The sequence below is a fragment of the Starkeya nomas genome, assembly GCF_902703545.1.
In the GTDB taxonomy this organism is placed as follows: Bacteria; Pseudomonadota; Alphaproteobacteria; order Rhizobiales; family Xanthobacteraceae; genus Ancylobacter; species Ancylobacter moscoviensis.
In genome coordinates this window covers 4,317,138-4,333,440 of the sequence record NZ_CACSAS010000001.1, presented here as the reverse complement: position 1 = coordinate 4,333,440, position 16,303 = coordinate 4,317,138, and the positions used below count along the sequence as shown (strand labels likewise).

Annotated in this window: 15 protein-coding genes and 1 pseudogene; 11 read left to right on the top strand and 5 right to left on the bottom strand. The window is 64.9% G+C overall.

The genetic code is table 11. From position 1 onward, the window contains the following. Positions 1–411: 411 nt before the first annotated feature. The 4 genes from STARVERO_RS23610 to STARVERO_RS20525 are packed head-to-tail and all read right to left on the bottom strand — an operon-like array spanning position 412 to position 3,649. Positions 412–1,038 (bottom strand): pyridoxamine 5'-phosphate oxidase family protein, encoded by a 627-nt coding sequence (locus STARVERO_RS23610; protein ID WP_244616851.1) that lies wholly within the window; start codon positions 1,036–1,038, stop codon positions 412–414. Further along, positions 981–1,586, bottom strand: coding sequence for an SRPBCC family protein (locus tag STARVERO_RS23605; protein ID WP_244616850.1), 606 nt, complete (start codon positions 1,584–1,586; stop codon positions 981–983). The genes STARVERO_RS23610 and STARVERO_RS23605 overlap by 58 nt, the downstream gene beginning before the upstream one ends. Beyond that, complete coding sequence (locus tag STARVERO_RS20530) at positions 1,583–3,286, bottom strand: MFS transporter (protein ID WP_244616849.1); 1,704 nt, start codon at positions 3,284–3,286, stop codon at positions 1,583–1,585. The genes STARVERO_RS23605 and STARVERO_RS20530 overlap by 4 nt, the downstream gene beginning before the upstream one ends. 39 nt (positions 3,287–3,325) lie before the next feature. After that, a complete protein-coding gene (locus tag STARVERO_RS20525; protein WP_244616848.1) occupies positions 3,326–3,649 on the bottom strand; it encodes an ArsR/SmtB family transcription factor in 324 nt (107 codons plus the stop codon). A 488-nt stretch (positions 3,650–4,137) separates the two neighbouring features. Here STARVERO_RS20525 and STARVERO_RS20520 point away from each other — a divergent pair, with 488 nt between their 5' ends. The 6 genes from STARVERO_RS20520 to STARVERO_RS20495 all read left to right on the top strand — a co-directional run bounded on the left by STARVERO_RS20520 (position 4,138) and on the right by STARVERO_RS20495 (position 9,382). Beyond that, entirely contained in the window at positions 4,138–5,034 is an 897-nt protein-coding gene (locus STARVERO_RS20520; protein WP_159601217.1) for a helix-turn-helix domain-containing protein, read from the top strand. A gap of 92 nt (positions 5,035–5,126) precedes the next feature. Beyond that, the gene (locus tag STARVERO_RS20515; RefSeq protein ID WP_159601215.1) at positions 5,127–5,912 is read left to right on the top strand and encodes an ABC transporter ATP-binding protein; all 786 of its coding nucleotides are present in this window, start codon (positions 5,127–5,129) and stop codon (positions 5,910–5,912) included. Positions 5,913–5,920: 8 nt separating this feature from the next. Next, entirely contained in the window at positions 5,921–6,589 is a 669-nt protein-coding gene (locus STARVERO_RS20510) for an ABC transporter permease (protein WP_422802182.1), read from the top strand. Positions 6,590–6,601: 12 nt separating this feature from the next. After that, a complete protein-coding gene (locus tag STARVERO_RS20505; protein ID WP_159601211.1) occupies positions 6,602–7,354 on the top strand; it encodes an ABC transporter permease in 753 nt (250 codons plus the stop codon). Further along, positions 7,354–8,517: an alanine racemase gene (alr, locus tag STARVERO_RS20500; RefSeq protein ID WP_159601209.1), complete on the top strand. Its 1,164-nt coding sequence runs from the start codon at positions 7,354–7,356 to the stop codon at positions 8,515–8,517. The genes STARVERO_RS20505 and alr overlap by 1 nt, the downstream gene beginning before the upstream one ends. Positions 8,518–8,548: 31 nt before the next feature. Continuing rightward, positions 8,549–9,382: a transporter substrate-binding domain-containing protein gene (locus STARVERO_RS20495; RefSeq protein WP_159601207.1), complete on the top strand. Its 834-nt coding sequence runs from the start codon at positions 8,549–8,551 to the stop codon at positions 9,380–9,382. A 110-nt stretch (positions 9,383–9,492) separates the two neighbouring features. Here the strand turns inward: STARVERO_RS20495 and STARVERO_RS20490 are convergent. Then, a pseudogene (locus STARVERO_RS20490) lies at positions 9,493–9,659 on the bottom strand (ornithine cyclodeaminase); the annotation flags it as partial. Between the two features lie 191 nt (positions 9,660–9,850). Here STARVERO_RS20490 and STARVERO_RS20485 point away from each other — a divergent pair. From STARVERO_RS20485 to STARVERO_RS20465, 5 genes are read left to right on the top strand one after another with little or no spacing between them, the layout of a single operon-like run. Then, the gene (locus tag STARVERO_RS20485) at positions 9,851–12,274 is read left to right on the top strand and encodes a TonB-dependent receptor (RefSeq protein WP_159601205.1); all 2,424 of its coding nucleotides are present in this window, start codon (positions 9,851–9,853) and stop codon (positions 12,272–12,274) included. A 47-nt stretch (positions 12,275–12,321) separates the two neighbouring features. Continuing rightward, positions 12,322–13,254 (top strand): iron-siderophore ABC transporter substrate-binding protein, encoded by a 933-nt coding sequence (locus STARVERO_RS20480; RefSeq protein WP_159601203.1) that lies wholly within the window; start codon positions 12,322–12,324, stop codon positions 13,252–13,254. Positions 13,255–13,301: 47 nt separating this feature from the next. Continuing rightward, positions 13,302–14,288 carry a FecCD family ABC transporter permease gene (locus STARVERO_RS20475; protein ID WP_159601200.1) on the top strand — a complete coding sequence of 329 codons (987 nt, stop codon included), beginning with the start codon at positions 13,302–13,304 and terminating at the stop codon, positions 14,286–14,288. Then, on the top strand, positions 14,285–15,265 hold the full coding sequence (locus STARVERO_RS20470; protein ID WP_159601198.1) for a FecCD family ABC transporter permease: 981 nt from the start codon (positions 14,285–14,287) through the stop codon (positions 15,263–15,265). Before STARVERO_RS20475 ends, STARVERO_RS20470 begins: the two co-directional genes overlap by 4 nt. Beyond that, positions 15,252–16,058 carry an ABC transporter ATP-binding protein gene (locus tag STARVERO_RS20465; RefSeq protein ID WP_159601196.1) on the top strand — a complete coding sequence of 269 codons (807 nt, stop codon included), beginning with the start codon at positions 15,252–15,254 and terminating at the stop codon, positions 16,056–16,058. Before STARVERO_RS20470 ends, STARVERO_RS20465 begins: the two co-directional genes overlap by 14 nt. Positions 16,059–16,303 lie beyond the last annotated feature (245 nt).

Genomic DNA, 16,303 nt, shown 5'->3' with positions numbered 1-16,303 from the left:
TCCTGCTTTCGGTTTGAGGCACCGTCGGACACGGGCCTTTCATGGCACCTTGTGCTACGCTCGCAATGGGTAGGCGTCGGAAGCGACGCTGCAGGATTCGTCGTGATCGGACAATGGGTACCCCGACCATCAGCGAAATCGCCATCGGATTGAGCCTCGCGCTGATCGTCATTGCGGCGATAGCAATGTGCGCCGTGCTGCCGGAACTGGTCGGAAAGCGACGCAGATCGCTTCTCGCGCCTCCCTCCGGTGAGCAGGATCGAGGCCCGAGTCTCGGCGCCTCGTCGGATGTTCCCTAAAGGCGCAAACCGGCATTGCTTTCCGTCGTCCGAAACGTCCGCGTACAGACGAGCGCCAATGTCCCAGTTGGCGCAGTCCAAGCGACACGAGCGTCGCGGTCATCAACGCCGCTCAGGTCTCGCCCCGCTTCAGGCGCGCCAGATACTCCTCGCGCGTCACCGGGGCGGTTCCCGCCTCCTGTAGCCGGCGCCGGTCGCGGACGGGAATGTCGTCGCGGATGATGTCGAGGTTCTTCCACGGCGCGACCTCTCTCGCCCGCATCTCGCCCGGCACGAAGGGCGACGTTTTCACCCGTCGATAGCGATGGACGTAGCGCGGGCAATTCACGAATGCCTCGTAGACCTTCACCACCAGCAGCAGCTCCGCGCCGGGAAAGGTGGCGAGCTCGGCGTCGTCGCGCACGAGCCGAGCCGAGCCGTGGATGCGCAGCCGGTGGGGCCGCTCGAAATCGATGAAGAGCAGGCCGACCTTGGCATTGGCGGCGGCATTGCCGGCGGAGAGATACATGCCGTTGCCGTCATAGCTGGGCAGGGCGAGCGTCTCATCGTCGAGCACCCGCACGAAGCCGGGGGCGCCGCCCTTGTAGGAGCAGGTCGGGAAGCCGCGATGATCGACGGTGGACAGGAACACCATGTCCTGCGCGGCGATGAAGGCTTGGTGATCCGGCGTGAGCGTGCTCGTCACCGCCAGCTTGCGCAGCCTGTTGGCGAGGCGTCGGCTGTCGAAGGCTTCCTGCAACTGGCGGTGCTGGTCGCCATAGAGTTCGGCGAGCGCGCCGAGCGGCGGGCGGAAGGTGGGTTCGTCCGAGGCGGAGCGAGCGACCAGGCGAGCCGGTCGAGGCAGATCGTCCACACCGTGCGATGCAGGCTGGCGGCCTCCTCGCCCGAGAGCGCGCCATGGGTGAGCGTCAGCTCGCAGGCATCGACCCCGAGCGGGCGCAGATCGACCTCGATCCGCGTCGGCGGACCGCGCAGGCCTCCAGCGGCGCCCTCATAGCACCAGCTCGCCACGATCCGCCGTTCCGGCACGATCTCGATATATGAGCCGCAGAGCTGATAGGCTGTCCCGTCCGGGTCGACGCCGTCCAGCCGGTAGGCACCGCCCGGGCGCGGGTCGATCACGGCCTCCCGGAGCGCCCCGGCTCCCGGCACCAGCCAGCGCACCAGCCATTTCGGATCCGTCCAGGCGGAGAAGACGAGCCCGGCCGGGGCGTTCAGCCGGCGCACGAGCACGAGCGAGACCGAGCCGCCGCCGTTCTCCGTGCCATGAGCGCCGCTGCCGGTCATGTCACCGCCTCCAGCGAACGCCCGCGCGTCTCGGGAAGGAACAGCGCGCCGATGAGGAGGGAGATCAGCAGCACGCCGATCGAGTACCACAGGCCCGCATAGAGATTGCCCGTGGCGGTGAAGGCGGCGAAGGAGATGGCCGGCAGGAAGCCGCCGAACCAGCCGCCGATATTGTAGGGCAGCGCGAAGGCCGTGGTGCGGATGCGCGTCGGGAACATCTCGATCAGCCAGGCCGCGAGCGGGGCCGAGGCCATGGCGACGAAGATGTTGAGGAAGGCCATCAGCCCGATCAGCGCCGGCACGTTGGTCGTCTCCGGCGCCGCGCGGGCCGGATATCCGGCGGTGGCCAGCCCCGCGGCGAGCGCGCCGTCGAAGGTCTTGACCTGCCGGGCGAAGGTGGCCCGATCGAGGCCGCGCCCGTCGAAGGCGGGAATGACCATGGCGCCGATCTCCACCTGCGCCCCGCTGCCGGCCGGCGCGTCGCGATTGCCGTAGGGCACGCCGAGCCTGGCGACGGCGCGCCGGGCAATGTCGCAGGCGCTGCGGAACTCGGCGAGGCCGAAGGGATCGAACTGCCGGCTGCAGGTCGCCGGGTCCGCCACCACCGTCACCGGGTTGGCCGCCAGCGCCGCCTCGAGGCGCGGATGGGCGTAGTGGGTGATGCCCTGGAACACCGGATAGGCGGCGAGCGCGGTGCCGAGGAAGCCGGCGAGCACCACCGGCTTGCGGCCGAGCCGGTCCGACAACCAGCCCGCCGCGATCATCGCGGCGACGAAGACGATGCTGTATCCGAGGATGGTGTAGTGCAGCAGGAACGGATCGATCTTCAGGTTCAGCATCAGGAGATAGATCGGATAGGCGCCCGTCGCGGTCGCCACCGACTGACCGGCAATGGCGCCGAACAGGACGAGCAGCACCGTCCGCAGATGCTCCCATCGGCCGAACGCTTCGCGCAGCGGCGCCTTCGATCCACGCCCCGTGCGTTTCATGGCGAGGAAGACCGGAGATTCCTGGAGCCGCAGCCGGATGTAGACCGAGAGCAGCATGAGCACGGCGGAGAGCAGGAAAGGGATGCGCCAGCCCCAGGCCTCGAACGCTTCCTTGCCGACGACGAACTCGCAGGCGAGCACGACGAGGATCGCCAGCACGAGGCCGCACGCCATGGTGATCGCCACCGCGCTGGTGGCGAAGCCCCGGCGCTTCGCGGGGGCATATTCGGCGATATAGGTGACCGCGCCGCCGAACTCGCCGCCGAAGGCGAGGCCCTGGACGATGCGCAGGCCCATGAGCAGCAGCGGCGAGGCGACCCCGATGGCGGCGTAGCTCGGCAGCAGGCCGATGCACACGGTCGACACACCCATGATCAGGATGGTGAGCAGGAAGGTGTATTTGCGTCCGATCTGGTCGCCGAGCGGGCCGAACACCAGCCCGCCGAAGGGGCGCGCCACATAGCTCACCGCGGCGGAGAGCAGGGTGAAGATATAGGCATAGGCCGGATCGAGCCCGGAGAAGAACTGGGCGGCGATGATCGCGGCCATGGGACCGTAAAGCACGAGGTCGTAGGCCTCGAAGACAGCTCCGAGCGAGGAGGCGACCACCACCCGGCGCAGGCTTCCGCTGTCGGCCTCGGCGCCACGGCCGGCGGCGGGCGCGAGTGCGGCCGGACCGGCCCGCTCGTCCCAGACGGCTTTCTGCGTCACGCGTTCCCTCCGTTTCTGTCGTCGGCTGGCGTCCGGCCTCTACGAGCCGGTGTCGTCGGCCTTCATCTCGGCGACCACCGCGTCGAGCGCGTCGAGCCGCTCGGTCCAGAAGCGTTCATGGGCGTCGAGCCAGTCCTGCGCGGCATCGAGGCCGCGCTTGTCGAGGCTGCACATCTGGTGTCGTCCCTGCTTGCGCCGGATGACGAGGCCCGCCTGCTCCAGCACCTTCATATGGTTGGAGACGGCGACGAAGGAGATCGGGAACGCGGGGACGAGTTCTCCGATGCTGCGCTCCCGCTCGCTCAGCAGGCGCAGGATTGCCCGCCGGCTCGGATCGGCCAGCGCATGGAAGACTGAGTCCAATACCGCATTCTGATATTTAACCATCTCATTAAATATCGATGGCGGCGGATCGAACTGTCAAGAGCGCAGTGCTGGCCATCCACGCATAGGCCGAGCGAGATTGTCTTCCAGCTGAAGAGCGTCACCTCGCGCGCCTTCGCAGTAAAACGACGGCGGCGGGAGATGCCGTAGGCGGAGGTCGGGCAATCCACAGCAGCCCTAACTAGAAGGACGACCACGCCTTCGAGTATTTCGATGACCATTTATTTGAGGCTTTATGCGAAGAAGAACTTCGTAGCCGTGCTAGCGAACGCTTGAACGGGAAGCAGGTTGCCTATGCCGATGTCCGGTTCCGGCCAAGGAGCTAAGGTCCGCAAGTAGCGCTTCCTGTCAGACGCGTAGGCAAAGGAGCGCTGTGCGTTTAGGATAAGCGCAGTCGCCGCCATCGGCGCGAGCGGCTGACAGGTGATCGTGGACCGATCACGCCCTTTCCCGTGTCGGACTGCTTCATGAGCCTCGCGACCCCGAACCACATGTTCAAAGAGGGCAAGTGTCGGACGGTCGTTCGCGAGCAAGGGTCGTGGGGTGATGTCCGGGCCAATCTGGTGAAACGCACCGGCCTTAGGAGGGAGGAAACGGCACTCGCGGCCGAGAACCATCTCATCCTCCTCAACCTCCAGGGCAACGCCGAGCGCGGGGAGTACTTTCTCGACGGGCAACGCGCCGGCTTCACGAGACGCATGCCCGGAGCCGTTCTTTTCGTTCCGTCCGGCTGCACTTGGTCAGGTTGGGAAGAAGGCGCATCGACGGCTGCCTATCTGTCCATATCGATTTCTCGCCAATTCGTGGATGGCCTGGGCCGGGGCTCCTCTTCCGGTTCTGATCCGCGCCTCTCACCCGACCTTGGCTTCCTTGATCCGATCATCATGCAGGCCGCTCGCGGAATCGGAGAGGAAGTCAGGGAGAAGGCCCTGTACGGCTCTCTGCTGGTCGAAAGCTATGCCACGACCATCGTTGCGCAATTGTTCCGCCGCATGAACTACATGCCGCGCCCATCCAGAGGCGGCCTTTCTCCGGCCGTGATGAACCGTCTTACCGAGACGATCGACGCCGAACTGGCATCAGATATGTCGCTGTCATACCTCGCCGGGCTTGCTGGTGTCAGCGTTCCTCATCTCTGCCGCGCTTTCAAACAAGCGACAGGAATGCCGCCCCACGCATTCGTCCACCAGCGGCGGCTCGAACGGGCCAGCGAACATCTCCGGCACACCACCCGATCGATGACGGAAATCGCCCTCGCCTGCGGCTTTTCCGGCTCCAGTCATCTGTCCAATGCGTTTCGCAAGGCATTCGGAATGACCCCTAGCAGCTATCGAAGATGCTGGCCGATCAAGGCGGACGACTGATTTTTCGATAATCCCCTGTAATCGCATCAATACGCTGCAAGCGCAGCCGCATAGCGGCGGAACACCCTAGGCATCAAAGTGTCGAGGGTTTCATGGTCGAGATCGAAGCTCGGGCGGACATCGCCGAGGCGTTGCGTCTTCGCAATCTGAGGAAGCGGTTCGGGCCGCTCGAAGTGCTCAAGGGCGTTTCCCTCACCGCGCGGCGCGGCGACGTGGTCGCCATCCTGGGCAGCAGCGGTTCCGGCAAGAGCACGCTGCTGCGTTGCCTGAACTTTCTGGAACAGCCCGACGAGGGCGATGTCTGGATCGGCGGCGAACATCTGAAGCTGGGTCGCGGGCTGGCGGGCCAGCGAAAGATCAACGCTCTGCGCGTCAAACTCGGCATGGTTTTCCAGAGCTTCAATCTCTGGTCGCACAAGACGGTCCTCGAGAACTTGATCGAGGCTCCTATCCATGTGCTGGGGTTAGGAAGGAGCGACACGGTGGCACGCGCCGAGTTGCTCCTGTCGCGCGTGGGGCTCGCCGAAAAGCGCGACAGCTATCCGGCACACCTTTCAGGAGGACAGCAGCAACGTGTCGCCATCGCGCGGGCCCTCGCGATGGAGCCGGAAATCCTGCTGTTCGACGAACCTACATCCGCCCTCGACCCGGAGCTTGTCGGTGAGGTTCTGAAGGTCATCCGCGCTCTGGCCGATGAAGGGCGCACCATGCTGATCGTCACGCACGAACTCAGCTTTGCACGACAGGTCGCGACCCGGGCGATCTTTCTTCACAAAGGCGAGGTCGAGGAAGACGGCCCATCCGATCAGGTCTTCGCCGCGCCGACCTCTCGGCACTTCCAGCAGTTCTTGGCATCGAGCCGTCCGGGGATGGCCTGATGATGGATCTGCAGGGCTTCGGCGCCCAGATCTTTGCCGGCGCCGTCACCACGCTGCAGGTGGCCAGCCTCAGCCTCGTCTTCGGCACCTGCCTCGGTCTGCTGGCTGCGGTGGGCAGGCTGTCCTCTTTGCCGCTGCTGGGCGGCATCGTCGGCGCCTATACCACGGTCATCCGCGGCATTCCCGAGCTGCTCATCCTCCTCATTCTCTACTTCGGCGGCACGGTCGCCCTTACCGCGCTGTTTGATCGGTATGTGGAAGTCAGTGCCTTCGCCGCCGGCGTATTCGCCTTGACCGTCGTCTTCGGCGCCTATGCGTCGGAGGTGTTCCGAGGCGCCATCCTTGCCGTACCCAGCGGTCAGATCGAAGCCGCCCATGCCCTGGGTCTTTCGAGGCTCCAGGTATGGCGCCTCGTCGTCCTGCCCCAGATGTGGCGCTTCGCGTTACCAGGGCTTGGCAACCTCTGGCTGGTCCTGCTGAAGGACACGGCCCTCATTTCCGTCGTCGGGCTGGACGACCTGATGCGCAAGGCCGGTCTGGCGGCAGGATCGACGCATGAGCCGTTGATGTTCTACGGCGTCGCGGCCGCGATCTACTTGCTGTTCACCTCTGTCTCCCTGCTGGCTCTCAACATCCTCGAACGTCGTGCCAGCCGTGGCATTCGCTTCGTGCATTGATCGGAGGCGTCCATGAACTGGTCACTGATGGCGGAAGCCTTTCCGCGACTTCTGGAAGGCGCCGGCCTCACGCTGCAGCTGACGCTGATGTCGCTCGTCGCCGGCTTCATCCTGGCGCTGCCGCTGTCGTTGCTGCGCACGTCGTCCTCGCCGCTGCTCTCCTGGCCGGTACAGACCTACACCTTCGTGTTTCGGGGAACGCCGCTGCTCGTGCAGCTCTTCCTGATCTATTACGGCGCCGGGCAGATCGACTGGATCAGGGCAACCCCAGCCTGGTTCCTTCTGCGCGATCCCTACTGGTGCGCTCTGGTCGCCTTCTCGCTGAACAATGCGGCCTACACGGTGGAGATTCTGAGGGGCGGTATCCGGGCCGTTCCGGCCGGTGAGGTCGAGGCGGCAAAGGCGCTCGGGATGCCGTACCAGCTGCGGATGCGGCGGATCGTGTTGCCTGCGGCACTTCGCATTGCCATGCCCGCCTATGCCAACGAGGTCGTCCTCATGCTTAAGGCGAGTTCGCTCGCGAGCATCATCACCCTGATGGAGATCACAGGCACGGCGCGCAAGATCGTCTCGGAATCCTTCTCGCCCTACGAAGTCTTCATCTCCGCGGCGCTGATCTATCTCGCGCTTACCTTCGCGATCGTCCGCCTGTTCCGCTATCTGGAGTACCGGAACAGCGCACACCGGCGGCGCCCTCCGGCCGAAATCCCATCACCGCCGACCCGCGTAGCACGGCGCGCCTTCGCAACCGTGCAGGCCTCGTGATGCAGTCCCGCACCTCGCCCCTCGCCAGAACTGCGTTACCGTTCGCCTTGAGGTCCAAAGGTCCTGCCCGCGACACGTGGTACGAAATCGACTTGCAGGCGATACGGCACAACTACAGGCAGCTGCGTGCCCGGTTGCCTGCTCGGGTGAAGATATTCGCCTGCCTTAAGCGTAACGCCTATGGCTGTGGCGCGGGCGACGTGGCCGAGACGCTAGCGGCGGAAGGGGCTGACGGTTTCGCCGTCGCCTCGCTGTCCGATGCCATCGCCATCCGGGAGAAGGGCGTGCGCCAGCCGATCCTGCTCTATCCCGGCCCCCTGCCCGGATCGGCGCCGATCGTCGAGGCGCTGGACCTCACCATAACCGTCTCCAGCCTCGTCGAACTGGAACTCTGGCGCGCCGCGCTGACCGCCCTGCGCATGTTCGTGAAATGCGACCTCGGCTTCTTCCGCGCGGGGGCCGCTCCATCGGACATCGGACGGCTCCTCGCCGTCGCGCAGGCATCGGCCGATGTGGAGGTCCAGGGACTTTATGCACATTTGAGCGAATTGCCAGGGACGGTCGCCGCCAACGCCCTCACGCAGTTCGCGCGGCTCCAGCGGATCGTCCTCGATGCAAGGGCAGCGGGCACGCTTCCGCCGATCGTGATGCTGTCCAGCACGGAAGGCGTGCTGCGCTATCCGGAGATGGATTTCGATGCCGTCGATCCCGGAGCCCTGTTCTTCGGCATGCCGGAAACGGACGAACCCGTTCGACAGGTCTCACTCCGGCCAGCGCTCAGGGCGATATCGACCAGCCTTGTGGCCATCAAGCATGTCGATGCGTCGCTCGAACCGCTTCCCGATCTTCCCGGCTTCGAATCCGGAATGACCATCGGGGTGCTCGGCATAGGCTGGGGCGACGGCTACCCTCGCAGGGTGCCACCCCATGCCGAGGTGCTGGTGCGAGGCCACCGGGCGCGCATCCTCCCGCCGGCTCATCTCGAACATCTTCGGGTCGACCTCACGCATGTGCCTGAGGCGCGCTTCGGCGATCGGTGCCTGCTGCTCGGCAGACAGGGCGATGAGGTGATTACCCACAAGGATCTCGTCACGCAGTGGGGAACCGACCTCGTGGGACTTCACGCCGATCTGCGTGACCACATTCCGCGTGTCTACGTCTAATCCTTCCAGAAAACCAACGGGGAAAGTAAATATGGGCGCCTTGAGAACACTACTTCCGGTACTCTTCGCAGCGGCCGTCACCGGATCTGCCCTAGCGAATGAGAAGGTGAAGATCGCCACCGAAGGTGCGTTTCCTCCCTGGAACGCGGTCGACAGCTCTGGGAAGGCTGTCGGCTTCGACATCGATGTCGGGACGGCTCTTTGCGAACGGGCAAAGCTCCGCTGCGAATTCGTCACCCAGGATTGGGACGGCATCATTCCCGGCCTCAGCGTCGGCAAGTACGGTGCCATCATGGCCGGCATGTCGATCACGGAGAAGCGCAAGCAGGTCATTGCCTTCTCCCAGCCCTATGCTGTCACGTCGAACTATTTCGTCATGAACAAGTCGCTCAATCTGCCGGCAACCGATGCCAATGCCAGGATCGATCTTGGAAATGAAAATGCAGAGAGCCAGGCCGTGCTTGCCGACCTGAAGGCCGCGCTGAAGGGACGGACGATCGGCGTCCAGCGCTCGACCAATGCGGAAGCATTCGTGCGCCGATACTTCGGCGACACGGTGGATGTCCGGAGCTACGATACGCAGGACAATCTGAACCTCGATCTGGTGGCAGGGCGGATCGACGGCGGCCTTGCCGACTATTCGGTCTGGAAGCTGTTCCTGGATTCCAAGGACGGCGCGAGCGCGGCCTTGTTCGGGCCCCGGATTTCCGGCGGCCTGTTCGGGCCGGGCGTGGGCATCGGCCTGCGCAAGGACGACACCGAGCTGGCGGCAAAGTTCAACCAGGCCATTGAATCGGCGCGCGCCGATGGCACGCTGTCGAAGCTCAGCGTGAAATGGTTCGGTGCCGATCTGTCGTCGCAGTAAGGGACGAACGAGCCTGGCTGGCTACCTGCAGGCCCGCCAGGCTTTTGGTGCCTTCGGCATTCGTCCCCCCGAGGGCGCATACCGCTGTGTGGCTGACCGGGTGGCCCATGCCTCAGCAGCATGCCGGACAGGTCGCGCGGCACATCGGGGGCGGCCAGCAGACCAGCCTGCCATAGAAGTCCGCCGACCGGATCCTATCCTGCATGTAGCGCAGGGCCGAGAAGTCCTTGATCGCAAAGCCGACCGAGTCGAACACTGTGATCTGCCGTTCGTCCCGACACGCATCGTACCGTAAGCGTGATGCGGTGAGGTCGCTTCTCCCGTCCGTTGCTTGGCCTCTGCGCTGAAAATTTCTTTCGCCGCCGAGTCCCTCGCGTGATCGGTCGTTCGTCACTCCAACAAGCGGTGAATTGGGCCGCTTGACGAGTGGGCAGCGACGTCTCGGCGACGCTTGGACGGGAAAATTCGATGACAAGAGCGCGTTTCGGGGCCGGTTCGCGCAGGCAGGGCGCCAGCCGCAGGTTGGCGCTCCTTGCCGGCACCATGCTGGCGTTCGGCTTGCCGTCGGCCTCCCTTGCGCAAAGCGCATCGTCCGCCCGTACGGTGCAGCAGACCATCGCCATTCCCGCCGGGCCGCTGACCACGGCTCTCAACCGCCTCGCAGCTCAGACTGGCATCGAGATCCTGTTCGACGCCAGCCTGACCAACGGTCGGCTCACCAACGGCGTCAGCGGCACTCTCACAGCCGCCGAAGCCCTCGACACGTTGCTTGCGGGCACCGGAATCAACGCGCGCTTTGCCGGCGGCAATCAAGTCGTGCTAAGCGGCCCGCAGACCGGCACCATCGCGTCGGACGAACTGACCTATGGTGGCGCCATCTCGCTCGACGCCATCACCGTCTATGGCGCTCGCGACGCACGCACGCTGCAGGATGTGAGCGCCAGCGTGGGTGTCGTGCAGGCGGAGCAGATCGAGGATGGCGAGATCCGCTATCTGCGCGATTCCTTCCGTCTTCTCGGCAACGTCATGAGCAGCGCGACGCTGAATGCCGGCTTCGTCATCCGCGGCATGAGCTCGGAAGGCTTCGTGCCCGCGGGCGCCCCCGCCGGCTCGCTCTATGTCGATGGCATCCTGCAGACCCGCTACAACGCTCGCTTCGGCGCGCGCAGCCTTTGGGATGCCGAGCAGGTCGAAGTCTATCGCGGTCCGCAATCGACGCTGAGTGGCCGCGCCGCCATGATCGGCGCGATCTACCTCAAGACCAAGGATCCGACCTACGACAAGACCATCGAGATATCCGGCACGGCGGGTAATAACGAGCTTTACGGCAGCGCCTTCATCGTCAACACGCCGCTGATCGACAACCAAGTCGCGCTGCGTGTTTCCGGTTCATTCGAGCAGGCAAAGAACACGGTCACGTTCCCGACCTATGTCGACTATGCCGGCTATGACGACATGACCCACGAGGAAAGCCAAAACCTGCGCGCTAAGCTCCTGTTCACGCCCTCGGAGATGCCCGACACACGGGCCGTGTTCACCTACTCCTTCTCCAACGATCGCCCCAATGAGCGATTGATCGGCGTCGGCCCCGGCTTCGACCTCGATGACGACCGGGGCGACTTCTACGATCCGGTCACCTATGCGGAATACCGCGCGGTACGGGTGCACAATCTCGGCCTGGAAATCACGCACGATTTTTCCGACACGCTGCGGCTGACCTCGCAGACCGGCTTCCAGTATGGCGAGACGACGCGCCGCTCCGTGGACGCCGACACGCCCGGAATCGACAACGGTATCTGGGGCAAGGTCGACGACACCATCTTCACCCAGGAAATTCGCCTCAACTATGAGGGCGAACGCTGGAAGTGGGTCGCCGGCATCTATGGCAGCCAGCAGCAGTTCGACAGTTCGTTCGATGCGCTCGCCTACTCGCTCTACCAGTGGGACCAGACACAGGATCGCAAGACGGGCAACCTCGCGGCCTTCGGCGAGGCGACGTACGAATTCTTGCCGACTTGGTTCTTCACCTTCGGCGGCCGCATCGACTATCTGCGCGAGCAGATCGTGGAGGACAATGCGGAAGGCATCGCCGGCTTTCCTCTCGTCTCCGTCACCAACGAGGCGGATTTCGACGAGCTGAATTTCGTGCCGAAGCTCGGCCTGTCGAAGAAGCTCGGCGACAACCACACGATGGGCTTCACCTATAGCCAAGGCTTTCGCACCGGCGGCTTCTACGTAAACTACGAGACCCTTGAGCCGGAATATTACGATCCGGAAACGGCGAACAATTATGAACTGTTCTACAAGGGCAGCTTCCTCGACAACCGGCTGACCATCAACGCCAACCTGTTCTTCACCACCTATCAGGACCAGCAGGTGGAGATCCGGCCCGACCCGACCCGGCCCTCCTTCCGCATCACCACCAATGCCGCCTCTTCGCAGGCCTGGGGCTTCGAATTCGAGCCGAATTATCAGGTGACAGACGACCTCTCCCTGTTCGCCTCGGTCGGCTATCTGAACACCCAGTTCCTGACCTTCGACCACGCTGAATATGGCGACCTGTCCGGCGCGGCGTTCCCGGAAGCGCCGGAATGGACTATCGGCTTCGGCGGCAAGTATCTGTTCGGCAACGGCTTCTACTTTGGCGCCGATGCCAAGTACACGGCGGGCTACACCGCCCGTTTCGGCGTCCCGCCGCTCGACTACATGGACTCGCGCATCATCGTAAACGCCCAGCTCGGCTACAAAGCCGAGCATTGGGAGATCACCGCCTTCGCCGAGAACCTGTTGGACGAGCGCTATCTCACCGTGGTCGATTATGACGCCCTGCCGATCTATGCCCAGCTCGGCCCGTCTCGGTCGGTCGGCGTGAACGTCAGGGTGAAGTTCTGACGGCCGCCTTGATGGCAAGCGGCGCAAGGCATCCGTCGACTCGGCGGATGCAAAGGGCCGTCGCCGCTGCCCTGATCACAGTAATGGCGGGGGCAGTATTCGCCCCCGCGGCGCTTGCGGCGTGTGAAGGACGCATCGTCGCGACCCACATCATGGGCGAGCCGGTGTGCGTCCCCGCTCATCCGCAGCGCATCGTCACGCTCGACCCGCTGCTCTCGCTCGGCATGCTGCGGGAGCTGGGCGTGCCGTTCGTCGGCGTGCCGATGCTCGGCATCCAGGACCAGGAGATCCGGGGCGAGGTGGAGACGCAGAATGTGGTCGATCTGGGCCATCCTCTGCAGCCCGATCTGGAGCGCATCGCCGGGCTGAATCCCGACCTGATTATCGGCGCTTCCTATCTCCACGGCCAATCGCTCGGCAACATCGCGCGCATAGCGCCGACACTGCTGATCGAGCACATCGACTGGAAAGAGCATCTGCGCCTCGTCGCCCGGATAACAGGAAAATCTGCCGAGGCAGATGAGATCATCGGGACCTATGAGACGCGAGCTGCCGCGATTAGGGCGCGCGTGCCGAACCTGCGGGTGTCGGTCGTCCGCATCTCTCCGACCGGCTTCCAGGTCTATCTCGATGGCCCGGCCGCCTATGGGCCCTATGCGGTGCTGCGCGAAGCCGGTGTCCGACGCACGGATTACGAGGTTACCGCCGATACGACCATCGTGAAACGGCCAGACTGGGAGGAACTCGCCGCGCTCGACGGCGACGTCCTGCTTTATGTGCCGGTCAACGGCTACGATCCGGCGCAGGACGATGCGCTCGAGGTGGCGACGGTCGCGAACCCTTTCTGGCAGATGCTGCCTGCCGTCAGCGCCGGTCGTGCCCACCGCGTCGGGCGAGGGCCGTGGATGGGGTTCGCCGGAGCCACCTCCGCTCATAAGGTCCTCGACGACATCGAGCGCTACGTGCTGCCAACACCGTGAGTGCGGGCGGAAACAGGCACGCGGCCCACTTCGGGACGCGCGAGGCGGTGATCAAGAGGAGGGCGCTCCTCGCACTCCTCGCCGCGCTCGTAATCGTGGCGTTTCTTGCGGCCACGGCGGGCACGACCGCAGTGCCGTCCGATGTCTGGGGAGCCCTGTTCGCCTTCGACGGCTCGCGCGAGCATCTGGTCATCACCCATCTACGCCTGCCACGGGTCCTCGCCGGTATGCTCACCGGAGCAGCACTGGCCGTCGCCGGCGCGATCATGCAGGCCGCCACCAACAACCCGCTCGCCGCGCCCGACCTGCTCGGCGTCAATGCAGGGGCCGCCTTCGGCGTCGTCAGCGCCACGACGCTGCTCGGCGTGACGTCGGACATCGCTCTTGTCGGCTATGCGCTCGGTGGCACAGGGATGGCGACGCTCGTCGTCTTTCTGTTGGGGGTGGCCGGACCATCGGGTGCGACGCCGGTCAGACTCGTGCTCGCCGGCGCTGTGCTTACGGCGTTCCTGTCTTCGCTGACGACAGCCATGCTGATCTTCGACCAGTCCACGCTCGATCAGATCCGCCTCTGGCTGGCCGGGTCGCTCTATGGCCTTCATGCTCGGCAGGTGGCGGCGATAGCGCCGTTCATCCTCGCCGCCCTTGCCGTCGCGCTGTTGCTGCGCGCCCAGTTCACCACGCTCAGCCTCGGCGGCGACGTCGCGCAATCGCTAGGGCAACGACCCCTGCTTTGGCGTGGGATATCCGTCGCGCTGGTCATGGTGCTTGCCGGCAGCGCCATTGCGCTCGCCGGGCCCATCGCCTTTGTGGGCCTCGTTGTCCCGCATGTTATCCGCTTCATCGTCGGCACGGACTATCGCTGGATCCTGCCCTTCAGCGCCCTTGGCGGTGCCCTCCTGTTGCTGTTGGCCGATACCTGCGCGCGACTGCTATTCGGCAGCCAGGGCTTTCCCGTCGGTGCTGCCACGGCGCTGATCGGCGCCCCCTTCTTCGTTTGGCTCGCCCGCAACCGCGCGGGCTGCCCGGCATGACCCGCATCGTCCTCGCCCTGCTGCTGGCGCTTGCCTGCCTGTGCTTCGTAGCCCTCGGCGTCGGCGAATATGCCGTGTCTTGGCGTGAGGTTTTCGCGGTTCTGACGAAGCGCACGGCGGCTCAGGACGCGCTGGTCGTGCTCGATCTCCGTCTGCCGCGCGTGCTGCTGGCGCTTGGCGTCGGTGCGGCGCTCGCCGTCGCGGGAACGGTGACGCAGGCCGTGCTTCGCAACCCTCTCGCCGAGCCGGGGCTCCTGGGCATCAATGGCGGGGCCGCGCTCGCCTCGGTCATCTTCATCGCCGCGACAGGAGGGGCGGCGACGCAATACCTGCCGCTCGCGGGCTTCGCCGGCGCCACCGCCATGGCGGTGGCAATCTATGCCCTATCCTGGCGCGCCAGCACTTCCTCGCTGCGGATCATCTTCATGGGCATCGGCCTCGGCGCCTTGGCGGGGGCGACGGTGACCATCGTAATCGCCTTCGCCGAAATCCGCGACGTCCAGCGCGCGCTGATCTGGCTCGCCGGCAGCATCTACCATGCCGACTGGACCGTGGTGCGGGTGCTGACCCTCTGGCTGATCCTGCCTTTCCTTCTGATCCTCGCAAGCGCCCGCGAACTCGACCTGATGAGCCTCGGCGACCATCCCGCGCGCAGTCTCGGCTTGCGTGTCGATCACGCCCGGGCCTGGGCGATCCTCATGTGCACGGCGCTTGCCGGTGCCGCGGTCTCCGCGGCCGGAACGATTGGCTTTGTCGGCCTCATCGCGCCGCATCTGGCCCGCCGCCTCGTCGGCCCGCGCCATCTGCATCTCGTTCCCGTCGCCGCACTGATCGGCGCAGCGCTCGTACTCACCGCGGATCTGATCGGACGCACCGTGTTGGCGCCGGTGCAATTTCCCGCCGGGCTGGTGACGGCGCTGATCGGCGCACCCTTCTTCGGCTATCTTCTGTGGGGGCGCCGTCATGCCGCGGCATGATCGTGCCAGCGAGAATGTGCTGGCAACCAAGGACCTGTCGCTCGCCTATGGGCGCAGCCCAATCGTGGAACATCTCGACCTTGCCGTCCGTACCGGCGCGTTCACAGCCCTGCTGGGACCGAATGGCAGCGGGAAGTCGACCTGCCTGCGCGCGCTCGCCGGGCTGCTCGCTCCCAAGGGCGGAACGGTGCTACTGGACGGCACCTCGATCTCACGCCTGTCCACTCGGCAACTGGCACTGCGCGTCGGCTTCCTCCATCAGGGACCGCCCGTGCCGGAAGGGTTGACGGTGCAGGATCTGGTCCGGCAGGGCCGCTATCCGCATCGAAGCCTCTTCGGCGTGTGGTCGACGAAGGACGAGAGCGCCTGCGAGGAGGCGCTGATGCTGACGGGCACGATGGATCTTCGTCACCGTCCCCTCGAGAGCCTGTCCGGCGGTCAGCGCCAACGTGCCTGGATCGCGGTGACGCTGGCACAGGAAACCGACATCCTGCTGCTCGATGAACCGACGACCTTTCTCGATCTGGCGCACCAGATCGAGCTTATGGAACTGGTGGTCAGGCTGGTGCGCCGCGACAAGACCGTCGTGGCGGTGCTGCACGACCTCAATCAGGCAGCGCGTTACGCCGATCACATCGTGCTGCTCAAGGCCGGACGTCTTTGCGCTGCCGGTGCCCCCGCGACGGTGCTGACTGCGCCCAACATCCATCAGGTCTTCGATGTTGCGGTGACGGTGATCGACGATCCCGTGACGGGGACACCGCTTTGCCTTCCATTGTCGCGGCAGGTCTGACCGCGACGCGCGGGCCAATATGGATGGCGGACAACATTCTTCCACTGTTGCCCAAAAGCACGGGTCGCTGCCCTGCAGCAAATAACGCAACGGAATCAGTCGTTAAACAGATCGACTCAGCTTCCATCGCCAACAGAAGTACGAGCATGTCTGGAAAAGTTCTAACTTATTGATATTGCAGACATTTATTGACGTAAGTATGGACTCTTGAACAAAGGAAGGGCTTTCCTCGGCCGTCCGTGCCC